Annotated in this window: 8 protein-coding genes and 2 pseudogenes; 6 read left to right on the top strand and 4 right to left on the bottom strand. The window is 40.9% G+C overall.

What is annotated here, in order from left to right:
- The 4 genes and pseudogenes from D0T56_RS08730 to D0T56_RS08715 form a co-directional block, all read right to left on the bottom strand.
- Nucleotides 1–4,016: hypothetical protein (locus D0T56_RS08730; protein ID WP_163319753.1), on the bottom strand; the 4,016-nt coding region annotated here is incomplete at its 3' end.
- Between the two features lie 261 nt (nucleotides 4,017–4,277).
- Nucleotides 4,278–4,424 (bottom strand): annotated as a pseudogene (locus tag D0T56_RS08725) (HU family DNA-binding protein); the annotation flags it as partial.
- 46 nt (nucleotides 4,425–4,470) lie between these two features.
- Nucleotides 4,471–7,050, bottom strand: coding sequence for an alpha-L-arabinofuranosidase C-terminal domain-containing protein (locus tag D0T56_RS08720; RefSeq protein WP_163319751.1), 2,580 nt, complete (start codon nucleotides 7,048–7,050; stop codon nucleotides 4,471–4,473).
- A 94-nt stretch (nucleotides 7,051–7,144) separates the two neighbouring features.
- Nucleotides 7,145–7,561: an alpha-L-arabinofuranosidase C-terminal domain-containing protein gene (locus D0T56_RS08715; RefSeq protein ID WP_163319750.1), complete on the bottom strand. Its 417-nt coding sequence runs from the start codon at nucleotides 7,559–7,561 to the stop codon at nucleotides 7,145–7,147.
- Here D0T56_RS08715 and D0T56_RS16890 point away from each other — a divergent pair.
- From D0T56_RS16890 to D0T56_RS08685, 6 genes and pseudogenes are all read left to right on the top strand, one after another.
- A pseudogene (locus tag D0T56_RS16890) lies at nucleotides 7,483–8,187 on the top strand (beta-galactosidase); the annotation flags it as partial. The gene D0T56_RS08715 and the pseudogene D0T56_RS16890 sit on opposite strands and share 79 nt — an antisense overlap.
- Complete coding sequence (locus D0T56_RS16885) at nucleotides 8,173–9,078, top strand: beta-galactosidase trimerization domain-containing protein (RefSeq protein WP_370458794.1); 906 nt, start codon at nucleotides 8,173–8,175, stop codon at nucleotides 9,076–9,078. The pseudogene D0T56_RS16890 and the gene D0T56_RS16885, both read left to right, overlap by 15 nt.
- Before the next feature lie 175 nt (nucleotides 9,079–9,253).
- Nucleotides 9,254–9,808 carry a DUF4468 domain-containing protein gene (locus tag D0T56_RS08700; RefSeq protein WP_163319747.1) on the top strand — a complete coding sequence of 185 codons (555 nt, stop codon included), beginning with the start codon at nucleotides 9,254–9,256 and terminating at the stop codon, nucleotides 9,806–9,808.
- A gap of 323 nt (nucleotides 9,809–10,131) precedes the next feature.
- Nucleotides 10,132–11,322 carry a glycoside hydrolase family 88 protein gene (locus D0T56_RS08695; RefSeq protein ID WP_163319763.1) on the top strand — a complete coding sequence of 397 codons (1,191 nt, stop codon included), beginning with the start codon at nucleotides 10,132–10,134 and terminating at the stop codon, nucleotides 11,320–11,322.
- Between the two features lie 67 nt (nucleotides 11,323–11,389).
- Nucleotides 11,390–12,244 carry an AraC family transcriptional regulator gene (locus tag D0T56_RS08690; protein WP_163319746.1) on the top strand — a complete coding sequence of 285 codons (855 nt, stop codon included), beginning with the start codon at nucleotides 11,390–11,392 and terminating at the stop codon, nucleotides 12,242–12,244.
- A 77-nt stretch (nucleotides 12,245–12,321) separates the two neighbouring features.
- Nucleotides 12,322–13,521 carry a multidrug effflux MFS transporter gene (locus D0T56_RS08685; protein WP_163319745.1) on the top strand — a complete coding sequence of 400 codons (1,200 nt, stop codon included), beginning with the start codon at nucleotides 12,322–12,324 and terminating at the stop codon, nucleotides 13,519–13,521.
- Nucleotides 13,522–13,552 lie beyond the last annotated feature (31 nt).

Genomic DNA, 13,552 nt, shown 5'->3' with positions numbered 1-13,552 from the left:
CCGATGGTTTCGTATTCGAACATCAACACATCCGAAGCCAGCTTATTAACCGCCGGAATGCCTTTTTGTATGTTGTCTATCTTTTGCTTGAAGGTAGAATATTTACTTGTCGAGAACTCATAAGCCAACAACACCTTGCCTATGTCGGTACGTGTTTGGGCGGAAGCCTGTTTTCCCTCTACACTGATGCTGCCGTCTTCCTTGTCATCCAACAACGATTGGTTTGAGGTAGCCTGTGTTTGAGCGCTTCCTGTTTTATTCAGCGACAGAATGTTAAGTTCATAATTTGTACTGTTTTGAGTAGCCGGCATGGTATATTCGATCCGTTTTTTTGCCTGATTGTAATTGATTGCTACCAGGTGTTCATTTCCTGAATTATCAACCAGTTGCAGCTTGTTTTCATACTCACTGGGGAAGAGGTAATTTTGTCCGTATTGTAATTGAATATATCCTTTGTCGGATTCACCTTTCAGGTAATATTTTTGATCGACAACAGGATATGAATAAACAATATTTCCCAAAGGTATATCTTGGGGGGCATCTGTTGTCCTGAAACTGATGGTTTTGCTTTCCACAGCTTCTTTTCCGGCTGTATAAACCGGAGTCCATTTGTTATTCTTATATTCTTCGAATACCACGTTTACCGTAGCCGTCAGGTCGGATAGGGGAGGTAACACTTCATGCGAATAGAAGGAGGCTACATCTTTTTCCGTATTCCATTTTATTTCTCCCACAATATTTTGACTACCGTCATGAATGAAGAAATCCTTTACTTTTATCTTGTACGTCTTCTCCCCGTCATCGTCCTGTACATCAAAAGGTTTTTCCACAGCCATATTAAATGTAGCCTGAGGTGCCGTGAACACGTTTACGTCATCCGATTTGTCTATGGGCGACAGGTCGTTTATCATCGCCATATCCAAAGGGCTTCCTCCCGGAATCACCAGTTCGCAGTCATCGCCTATCAGTATCTTGAAACGACAGTTGACTTTTATCAGGCCAAGTACTTTGGTATTGATGCCGATGTATGCCTTAAACGAACTGGGATTAGGTAGCTTAGCCTGCATCAGGGCAGCCACATCTGCCGTCAGTATGGGTACTTTAGCTTTGATAAACCACAGTTTAACTTTTACCCCCAATTCGCCCTGCATATAGGCATAGGCTTGCCCGTTGGCATACCAGCCGTCCATACCGATGGCTCCGCTACGCCCTTTGCATTGGGCATCGCCGTAGTCCTTCAACATAAAGTCGAAACCCAATCCTGCGGCATACCTCGCATAGAGGATAAGGAAAGTAAGATCACCTGTGTTAACACTCATGCTCGACCCAAAGGCGAAACCTTTACCGCCCTCTATCAGGTTCAGGTCTTTCATGTAGTCGATGTTCCCGTTTTTGTTGACAACACTTGCAACTTCCTTCGGCGGAGCCGGTGATGCGGGAATCTGAGTGCCGACCATCAGGTAAGATCCTGTTTCAATGTTGAGAAGTTTTCCGATACCCATTTTCAGGCCGATACGGTCTTCCGGTGTACCCATGTGTACATACCAATCCCGGGGATCGACATGGATTACAGCCCATCCTGCACGGTTGTTAGGACCTGCGCCTTTGAGAAAACCGCCTATTGCATTTACATACAGGTCGAAAGTAGCGTGAAATGCAGATTCTGAAAAATTATATTCAAGTCCCAATGCCGCCGTAAAATTGGCTTTGCCTATCCTGTCTCCATCCACATAGAGCTTGCCTGCATCATTGGGGTTATATTGTTTGGTCTTTTTCAAGGCTTCGAGGGTTCCTCCCGGAAGTTTGGCTACTGCTTTTTGTTCCAAGTCGATGATTTTCTGGTATTTTTCTCCGATTACACTTTCGATTTTATCCAGTCCGGGGATAGCCGACAAGAACTGCGTGTAGCCATAGAACCCGGCGTAGTCAAGTCCTCCCTTATCATTGAAAGCCAGTTCGAAACATGCTTCACCCTGTGCCACCTCGTCTTTGACAAAGTTGAATACTGTGGCTGCCTTGATTCCCAACGATGATTTTTCGTCCGGAACATAGGTCATGGAAGTTGCTGTCATTACCTGCCCTTTTGTCCCACGGTCTGCCCCTTGAGGTTTCATCTTATAGGCTATACCGCCTCCGAATCCCGTCAGGTTGATTCCGGGACCGATGGGGATTCCCACACCGGGAATTTTTGCAATTCCATCTACAAACCAGTATCGGAAATCCGTCTTCCCGAACATGCCGCGCATTTCTGCTTTCAATCCTTTCAATGGGCCTACACCTTTGCTGAACTCTGCCGAAATATCCCCTGCAAATCCATCCCCATAGACAGGATCATCGGTCATGATGTTCAACCCTCCTTTCAGGGTCAGCATTTCTGCAATAGTGGCTTCCAGATTGATACGGTTGACCTCTGTTTTTTCATATTTCCATCGGTGCAGCTTGCCTTCATCCATAGAACCTATAATTTCAACTTTGGTTCCGCCTTTAAAAGTGCCATCCATCAGGGTAATGTCTAGGTCTATGCCTAGAGCTGCTCGATTGCCTCTTGAGGTCAAGGCGATTTCCTTAATGGATACAGGGAAGTTCATCAGTTTGGCATCTCCCTTATAACCAAAGTATTCTGCACTGAAATAGGGTGCTTCTGTTTTCAGGTGGAGGCTTCTGAACTCAATGCCTTGAAAAGCCATCAACTGTTTTCCCGAACCGAGCGAATCTGTTGCGTTTTTACCTTGGTTGACTGCGATTTCAATTCCCATACGTCCGTGAAGCATGGCTTCGGGGCGGAATTTGCCGTCTGCCACCTTAAACTCGACATAAGAATTTGGGTCTAGTTCGGCTTTTCCCTGAAACAGGTCGAAAGAAACCTTGTCTACCGGACTGACACGCATAACGTACTTGTCGTCGGCGGATATGTATCCGTCGTATGCCAGTTGAGATACTTCGGATACAGGAAGTCCCAGTATTCCGCTGAACCGGGCTTCTTCCAATGTATTTGCCATCAGCCTCAAACTGAAATAATCGACCGAAAACGCCCAACCGCTGGCATTACCCTCGTTAAAAGACAACAAGTTTTCAGTACCAAAGTTTCCGGTTATACCGTTATCGTCTATTAACATATTTTGGGCAAAGAAACTTACACGCTTGTCTTCCCCTTTATTGAACTGAGGAGGAAGCGTAACCGACAGTTCCCTTACATAAACGCCTTTCCACCAGGCCTCATTTCCGGGGATCAGGTATTGCTCATACCCCTGAGGAAACACCAACGACTGGTCGTTCCTCGTATCACTGAAATCAAATACTGCATCCTGAATGTTCCACACAAAACCGCTTAAACCGTTTATTTCGAAGGACGGAAAGGTGATATTTGCCACAATGTCGCTCCAGTCGGACACTTGCGTACGGAATGCTCCTTTTACCTTTTCGCCTGACTTAACATTTCCATTTGCATCAATTGGAAGGCATAACTTCCTGGATAATTCTACTTCTGCCGAAACGCCCAACTCTTTAAATCCCTTACAGTCTATCGAAACGTATGTTAATCCATCGGTTTGACCTGTTTTTCCGTCATAATTACCCTTTAACCTCAGTATAACATTTTTTCCGCTAAAGGGTATTTCTATGTCACTCATAAGTGTTAATTGGGCGTCGCCGATAATGTCCCCGTCGTGAGACAGTTTGATGTTTTCTGCTCCGAACAGCAGTGCTTCTTCCCGATTGGGAACTTCCAGGCGAAGAAAGATACCCAGTGAAGTGTATTCGGGAAAAAACTCGGCGCTATGCACCGCCAGAGTAACACCCATGTTGTTGATCGTCTGACGAATACCCGAAGGAAGGATGTTCATGTCCACCCGGTTCAGATTGTCCGTATAGCTGTTTTGAGCATCCAATCGGGCAAAGCAAGCCTGTGCTTTTTTCTTGTTGGCTTCAATGTTTTCCTGAGAAAATATTAAAGAAGTATGAATTAGCAAAATAAATGCAAGCAGATTCCGCAAAAGATGCTTATGGGATTTTTGCATAGTATTTTAAATTATGAAATAAGTTTTGTATAAGTCTGTTATATTTGCAAATATAATGTTAATTTTAACAGTTGTGCTGTTATTTCATCGTAATTATTTAACACACTGAAATGTATGTTCTGTTATGTGTTGAATACTAAATATTTACGAGAGAAATAAAAAATGAGAAATGGATGTTTCGCAAATTCAAACTAGTATAAATCCCCAAAAAGCCCAATTCACTGGAATTGAGCTTCTGGTGTCCTACAAAATGCAATTGCATTATTTATCCAATCGAAAATCTTTCGAAGCCTTAAACGCCGGAGCCCGATGAGCCGGAACAATAACCTGTGTATTGGTATTGATATTACGAGCTTTCTTCTCCGCTTTATGCTTCACTACGAAATTCCCGAACCCCCGCAAATGAACATCCTCGTCATTTTAAGTTTATAAAACATTGATGAGTATATATTGATTATTCGGAAACAGCTAATTTTCGCAATCGTAAAACTGTAAGAGAATAAGCTGGAAGATGTATTTCTTTCAAGTTCTGTAAATCTATTACTGACTCAACAGGAAGTACATTTTTATCTTCCGGATTGCCCGATAGTACCGTTTTATATATTTCTTTTGTGGTCATTTTCAGGCTATCGGTATTTATAGCCGTTTTCACCTCAATCGGAAGTAGGTTTACGACTTTTATGATTACATCACCGGTTTCACTGTCACTCACAACCGAGCAGGCAACCCGCTTTGTTACAGCATCTCCTCTATTAGATAACAGCAAAGAAGTGGGTAAATATTCATCGCCGGAGTTTTGTCCGAATAGCCTCTGCACGTAATAGCCTACTGTTGGCTTGACCTCAGTATTATTAAAATAGATAAGATCAGGGTTCCATTGCGTATGACCTTCTTTTGCCAGCAAAGGGGCGTAAGATGTGAGACTCACCACGTCTCCATTTCTTTCTATATTTGTTAGGTGCAGAGCTTCGGAAAGGGCAGTCTCTATATTATTGTGCCTTCCCGGTACGTGTGCAGCATATTCGCCCAGATATACCTTTGGTTTATTGCGGTCGTAACGGTCATAATAGTCCTGATTGTGAATATACCATCCCGGAGAATTGTAATAATGCTCGTCAATGAGCGGTAGACCTATTTCTGTGGCTATGCGCCAGCCTTCCACATAGTCACTTCCTTCGTAGAAAGGTCCTGCAGTTCCAACAATTTTTATTTCGGGATATTTTTCCCTTATCGCATTACATATCATTACATACCTTTCTTCAAATACATCACCTATCAGGTCTTCGTTTCCGATGCCTATATATTTTAGGTCGAAAGGCTTTGGATGCCCCGCCTCTGCACGCATTTTTGCCCATTTGTTTTTCGAGGGATCACCGTTTGCCCACTCAATCAGATCAAGAATTTCTTGAACGTAATCTTGCATTTCATCCATAGGAATGCCGCCTTGCTGACCATGTCCACCAATACCGGAATTCTGACAGGGAACTCCTGCCGGAAGAATTGGTAGCGGTTCTGCTCCTATATCTTCGCAAAACTGAAAATATTCATAATAACCCAGTCCCATAGTTTGGTGATAACCCCAGATATTCCGTTGAGGTTTGCGTGTTTCTAACGAACCGATAGTGTTTTTCCATCGGTACATGTTATCAATTCCGTCGCCGTGAGCCACACATCCGCCGGGAAATCTTACAAATCGGGGCTTAATGTCGGCAAGGGTTTGCGCGAGGTCTTTTCTAAGTCCGTTTTTACGGTTCTTAAACGTTTCTCTTGGGAAAAGCGATATCATATCCAAACCTATCGTTCCTTCAGTTTGGGAAATGATCTCCAAACGGGCGTCTTTTACCGTTTCTTTCGAAACCAATTCTATTGAATATTTCTTCCATTCGGATGAAGTACCTTTAATTGTACCGGCTGCATATACCTCTCCATTTTTTCCCGATAGGCGTATTGATAAGGTTTTATTTTTTTTATCTATGTTTCTGGAAAAAACGGAAAAATCATATTTCTCACCTTTTTTCAAAGGAATCCCATCAAAGCCTTCATTAATCAGGCTGGCACCTGTTTTCTGAATATTAAGTACTGCGTAGTGTTTATTGTTTTCATGAACCGGATTTTCAGACTCTATTCTAAAAATTGCATTTTCTCCATTTAAATTCCACGATTTAGTATTGTTCCACAACTTGTCTTTTCCATCTTTATCGCCAGGTGTATATTCAAAGTCACGATTTTGGACCAGTTCGGCATATATACCTCCATCAGCAGCATAATTTATATCTTCGAAAAAGATACCGATAAGCATATCACTTATTGGTTTTGATTTCGAAGGGTTAATTGAAATAGTAGCTTCGAGGGGTTTCAGGTTCGCAAATCGTGTTGCATCTTCCGACATCATCTCATTGTTCAACCTTTTTTTGTACTCGGATAGTTGCCAAGTCTTAATCAAATGATCAATCTCTGCCCATGCTACTTTATGGAGTGTTCCTTTTAGCCTGTTTCCGTTAAGTGTTATTTCGGAGCGTTGGGTGACTCTCTCTGACTGAGCAATTGATTTGGCAGGAGTAAAATGTTTGAAATTTTTTGTTGTTGTGGCATAAAATCCCTTTCCGTTATCTTTGGTATTTTCCCACGAAATGGTGTATGTTTCTCCTGCTTTTATTATTTCCAGCCCTTTGATATTTCCATCTCCTATATAGGGATAAGACTGAGGTTTCCAGTCTGAAAGATTGTTTGATGTGGTGTATGCAAATGCATTTACATCATTATTTAATGTCCATAGGCAATGCCATTTTCCATCATTATCTCTCGTCAGGATGGGGGCATACATACGTTTTTGGCTTTCCCATCGTCCGAAGTCACTCTTTACGAACGGATATCCTTTTCCTATTTCAAGCCAGTTTTCTTTATCAAGGCTCCATGCAAAACGCAATCCGTTTTCTCCATATGCAAATATATAAGCAAAATCGGGCTCATTTGCATACATTTTCATTGAAGCGATTAAGACCAAAAATACAGATAAGATTAATCTTCGTCTCATATTTCATTCTGATTATTAGCTGTTCTTATTACTATATAACGAAGAGAATATCATCTGTATTCTCTTCGTTTTATGTAAGATAGATTATCCTTTTTTATTTTATTTCTAAAACAACAATTGATGCTGCCGGTAATTTCACATTCAATTTTCCCTTTGTAATTTTAGCACCTTTAAAATCGACCGGCTTCACTACATTCGGCTTCTCAAATGTATTGTGATCTGTAATTTTTTTAGAAGTCAGTATACGACCGCTCACCTGATTAATTTTTGTGTCCGATAAATCAATTTCCAGATTTCTCTCTTTTTCCAAATCTATATTTGCCATTGTCAGGCTAATAATATCATTTTTCTTTGAAGCGGAAATGTTTACCATATCAATTTGCCGTCCACGAATCTCTTTTTTATCGGCCTCGATGCTCAAAGGTAAATGAATTGCATCCTGATGTACTTTGTACATTTCAAAAACATGATAAGTCGGCTTTCGATTATAGTGAAAATGCTCAAAAATCATTCAGGAAATGGTTGGAAAAGAAATATAAAACCATTGATGCCTTAAACACAAGTTGGGGAAATGCTTTTTGGAGTCAGGCGTATAACGATTTTGAACAAATCCGTATCCCTAATCAAAAAGAATTGGTGCAACAAGCCAATCCGCATGCCATGTTGGACTTTAAACGCTTTACTGCCGACGAAGCAGCCGATTTTGTGCTGTGGCAACAGGATTTACTGAAAAAGTACATTCCTTCGAATTAATGGGTAACAACCAATTTGATGGTCGATTATTCGTCAGTTGACCCGTTGCGTTTCAAGAAAATGGATTTGGTAACTTATACCAAATATTTAGTTGCGGGTTTTGATATGGGCTATGGCGAACAAGGATTCCGTATGGGATCTTCTAATGGTATCGGTTTTGCTAACGATTGGTTCAGAAACATAAATGGAACAACAGGAGTGATGGAACTGCAACCGGGACAGGTAAACTGGGGATTGTATAACCCTCAAACCATGCCCGGAGTTGTTCGGATGTGGATTTATCATGTTTTTGCAGGCGATAACAAATTTGTTTGTAACTATCGTTTCCGTCAGCCGTTGTCGGGTGGTGAGCAATATCACTACGGAATTATGAAAACTGATGGTACAAGCGTTAGTACGTCGGGAGAAGAGTACATTCAGGCTGTGAAAGAAATAAAAGAATTGAGGAAATTGTACGATCCGAAAGCAAGTATACCCAAGGACTATGCTGCTCGAAAAACAGGTATTTTGTATAACCCCGACAACCGTTGGGAGATGGAATATCAACCTCAAACCAATCAATGGAGGTTTATGGGACATATTTATAAGTATTACCGTATACTTCAATCTTTTGTTGCGCCAGTCGATATAATTGACGAAACGCACGATTTCTCGGCTTATCCTGTTCTGATTGCTCCGGCTTATCAGTTATTAGATAAAGATTTGATTGCTCGTTGGAAAAAATATGTAGAAAACGGAGGTCACTTGGTTTTGACTTGCCGCACAGGGCAGAAAGACAGGGAAGCTCATCTATGGAAAGAAAAATTCGCAGAGCCTGTTTATGAATTGATAGGAGCGAAAGAATTATTTTTCGATGTTTTGCCCGAAACACGTATTGCCCATGTACGGATGCTTGGCTTTACTTATGACTGGAATAATTGGGCAGACGTAGTAGACCCGCTACCAAACACCGAAGTTTGGGGAGTTTATGATGACCAGTTCTACAAAGGGAAATCTGCCGTTACAAGAACTAAGCACGGAAAAGGGACTGTCACTTTTGTAGGTGCTGATACTGATAATAGTGCATTGGAAAAAGCAGCTATGACGGAGGTCTATAAACGAGCCGGAATTTCTGTCGAGAACTTGCCCAACGGAATTGTTAAAGTTTGGCGACATGGTTTTTGGATCGTCTTAAATTATTCTTCCGATAATTATGAAGCAGATATTCCTGCCGATGCTAAAATTATAATAGGGGAGAAGGTGCTGAAACCTGCTGGTGTAGTGGTATGGAGATAACATACAAGGTTTTAATGATTCCAATTTGGCATCAAAAACTTCAATTTGCTACATATTGACCTACTCAAAGACAAAATTTGACCCATACCGGTCTTTCTATCCTTGGTAAATTTGTGTTTTCGTTAATACAATATACCTTCCGGAACAGTTGAAAGTATTTTTAATTGAAAAAAATATGAAAAAAGTATTTGTATTATTGATCTCGTTTATGGTTCCTATACTTTCTTGTTATTGCCAAGAAGAAGGGAAATACCCTTTTGTAGTGGAAGATAACGGAACTGTTTATTTTACAGATACTATTCAGACTAGTTTGACAGGAGTAGAAATGCAGACTGTAATATCTGAATGGTTATCGAAAACTTATTTGCCCAAAAGAGGTATAATAAACTCTAACGACAGCACATTGGGTATTATTTCTTGTCGGGCAATAGATTATCTCGAAATAGAAAAGAGAAAATTAAGCCTTTTTGCTGTTTATATGCGCTATTCTTTAGTTTTTCAGTTGAAGGATAATCAGTGTGTGGTGCTGGTTCGCAATATAAGTTATTTAGACAAAGAAAATTTTGAAAAGGGGAATAATTCAAGTAACTATTATATATTCGGAGAGTCTGTGTTGATTGAAAAAAGTTACAAAGAGGCTTTCGTTAAAAATGCGTCAGAAAAAATAACTCGAAGTACGATGAGCAATGTTGAAAACTTGTTCGATGCAGTGCGGGATATTTTAGAATAGTCTAGGTATGAGCTTGTTTTTATCATAACTTAAGATAAGAACTATCTATAACGGATACATCAAATAAATTACTAACTCTATCATTTCAACTTTCTGAGGAGATGGCCTTTGCAGGAGGTCATCTCTTCGCTTAGGGGTTATATGTAGAACAAAAAACGGCAAGAAAATTTGAAAAGACAATTTATCCAAAAATTAAGTGTTCATCATGAACGAAAAAGAAAACACATCCCGTTCGTGGATTGATGTAGTTTGATTTAAAATAGAAAAATAAAAATATAAAAGAATATGAAAAAAAAATATTGGGAATTGCCCTCACTCTGTTAATGATTTCTTGTGCGGATAAGAATGCAAGTTTTGATGTAGATAAAAACCTCAAATACAGCCACGAGCAGATAAAAAAAACAATCAGCGAGATTGATTCGTCACAAATGCTTCCCCGTAATATTCTCAGCGATCAGAAGCATTGGAACATGGTTCCTGTGGAAATCAGTGAGTGGACAGCCGGTTTTTGGCCGGGTATACTTTGGTATGATTATGAGAACACGAAGGATGCTCATGTCTTGGATTATGCTACACATTATACCGACTTGCTACATCCTTTAACCAAATTGCCGGCTTACGATCATGACCTGGGATTTCAGATATTTTGTAGTTATGGTAACGCCTATCGTTTGACAGGAAATGAACAGTATAAGCAAATCATACTCAATGCAGCCGACACTTTGGCTACACTTTTCAATGATAAGGTGGGCACAATTCTTTCGTGGCCAAGGGAAGTAGAACCTCGCAACTGGCCTCACAATACCATCATGGATAATATGATGAATCTGGAAATGCTGTATTGGGCAGCTAAAAAAGGAGGTAATAAATCACTCGCAGACATTGCAACAAAACATGCCGAAACAACAATGAATCATCACTTCCGTGAAGATGGCGGAAATTATCATGTAGCAGTATACGATACCATAACAGGCGATTTCATCAAAGGTGTCACCCATCAGGGATATGCCGATTCTACTCTGTGGGCAAGGGGACAGGCATGGGCTATATATGGCTACACGGTAGTATATAGAGAACCCGGAGACAAAAAATTCCTGCGTTTTGCGGAGAAAGTTGCTGACCTTTATCTGTCAAGATTACCTGAAAAAGAGTATGTTCCTTTTTGGGATTTTGATGCGCCCAATATTCCGAATGAGCCGCATGATGCTTCGGCAGCAGCTATTGTAGCATCGGCACTATTAGAGTTGTCTCAATTGGAGGATAACACACAAAAAGCAGAAGAATACAAGCTAGCGTCCATTAATATGCTTACAGAACTGTCGTCTGACAAATACCAGAGCAGGGATAAGAATCCGGCCTTATTGCTTCATTCGGTAGGGCATTGGCCTAACAAGTCGGAAGTGGATGCTTCCATCAATTATGCCGATTATTACTATATCGAAGCCCTCACCCGGTGCAAGAAATTGCTGCAAGGACTTAAGGTGACGGAGAACTATAAAGATATTGAAAACTAATAATTAGCTCCTCTGTCCTGAAATGGAGTTGCCCGAAGAATGGAGCTATATCGCTTAATTGATTTTTATGTTCTACCTTTGTGTCGGGATGGATGATTTGATAGGAAATAAGAATCTGATAAGTTTAGAAAAAGGACGTTATCTCGACGTTGTTTCGTTGGAAAATGCGGATGATAATTATTGGGGTAATTATCAACGTTACGATTTCTATCAGGTGATGTGGCTGAAAGAAGCAAATAAAGATACTTCGTATTTGCTCGACTTCGAAGAGTATTGCCTGAAGGGAAACCAGGTTCTTATTATCTTTCCGGGGCAGATAGACCGAATGGATGTTGCCGGAAAGAAAGGCTATATTTATGCCATAGAAAACAACCTCTTTTTCGAGATCAACTTACGTCTTCAATCGGCTTTTCTTAACGGATATTATGGAAATGTCTTTCTTACGGTGGACGACAACACCTCGCAGATATTGGAAAACCTGACACAAATGATCGAAACCGAAATTGTCGGAGATAATCGTTTACCTCTTTTGCGAAGCTACATGGAGGCGTTTTTGTTTTATCTGGTTTCTCTCTTCGAGCAAACCGACTTGTACAAAAAGAGCGAGGATACGAAAGTAGGCGAACTGATGCGGTTGATTGATATATACTTCATTGATCATCGGGAAATGGACTTTTATGCCGACAAGATGAACCTTACCAGCAAAAAGATGAATATGATTTGTATAAAGGGAACGGGGAAAACCGTAAAGCAGCATATTCAGGAACGGGTTTTGCTGGAGGCAAAGAAAGAAATCAGATTAGGGAGAAAAAGCCTGAAAGAAATTGCCTTTGATCTGGGATTTAATGAAGCCGCCTATTTTAGCAGATTCTTTAAAAAACATACTTCATATTCGCCTCGTGAGTTTCGTTGTCTGAGGTGACTTTGTCCATGAAAAAGGCGTTTTTGTATAACTTTTGTCCTGAGATATAACCTACCTTTGCCCGAAAATTGAAAAAAATGAAAGGATTTACGTTTTCGCAATGGATGGTTATTATCATCTTATCGTTATTGACGGCGCTTGAGCCGCTAAGTATCGACCTCTACTTGCCCGGATTTATTTTGATATCAGAAACATTTTCAACAACCAATGCGGCAGTTCAGGTTTCACTATCTACATTTTTGGCAGGATTTGCCGTAGGACAATTGTTTTGGGGCCCGGTGTCGGACAGGTTTGGGCGAAAAATACCAACACTGGTTTCTTTAGCTATTTTTATTGTTGCCACTGTGGCTTGTCTATTTGTGACGAGTATAGAGCAGCTATGGGTAGCCCGTTTTATTCAGGCTCTTGGCGGCTGTGGAGGGGTGGTTATCTCCCGTGCGATAGTTACCGATTATTTCGACAAGACAAAAACACTAAAGATTTTCACAATATTGGCGTTGATTATGGGAATAGCACCTATTATGGCTCCTCTGATAGGGAATGTCGTATTGGGTTTTTCATCGTGGAGAGGTTTGTTTGGTACAATGCTGACGATGGGGGTGGTTATGATGTTCCTGACATTATTCTTCCTTCCCGAAACGCATAAATCGGTTCCGGCGAAGATAAAAAAGAATGTTTTTGCAACTTATTGGAGCATATTGAAAGTGCGCCAGTTTACCTTCTATGCCCTGATTGCAGGTTTGGCAAACGGAGCCTTGATGCTTTATGTTGGCAATGCTCCTTTTGTGATTATGGAACATGGCGGATTGTCGGGAGACGTATTCAGTATAGTTTTTGCTACTAATGCGGCGGGATTGATGATTAGTTCGTGGCTCACGGGTTATCTGCAACGTTATTTCTCAACCCGTAGAATAACACGCTATGCCATTATTTTTATGTTCGTTGCAAGTGTGATCTTGTTTCTTGTGATAAAGATGGATGCCGGTATCTATACTATTCTGGCTGTTTTGTTTTTCTATATCTTCCCGATCGGAGCCTTGTTTCCAACAACTACGGAATTGGCAATGACTCCGTTTGCAGATAACAGCGGATCGGCTTCCGCCTTGTTTGGCTCGATACAGTTGCTTGTCGCTTGCCTTTGCACGGTATGCGCCGGAGCTATTAGCGACGGGTCTATCCTTTCGGTAGGTTTATCGTTCCTGCTGTGCGGATTGCTAATGTTTAGCTTTGTCTTGAAAAGAAAAGAAGCGACGCAGCCGATTAGCTCAAATTTTTGAGGAGTCTTTCTGTTATAGCCTCACCTTTGCT

Origin of the sequence: Dysgonomonas sp. 520, from assembly GCF_010501095.1 — a bacterium.
GTDB lineage: Bacteria > Bacteroidota > Bacteroidia > Bacteroidales > Dysgonomonadaceae > QVMP01.
This window is presented reverse-complemented; position numbering and strand designations above follow the sequence as displayed.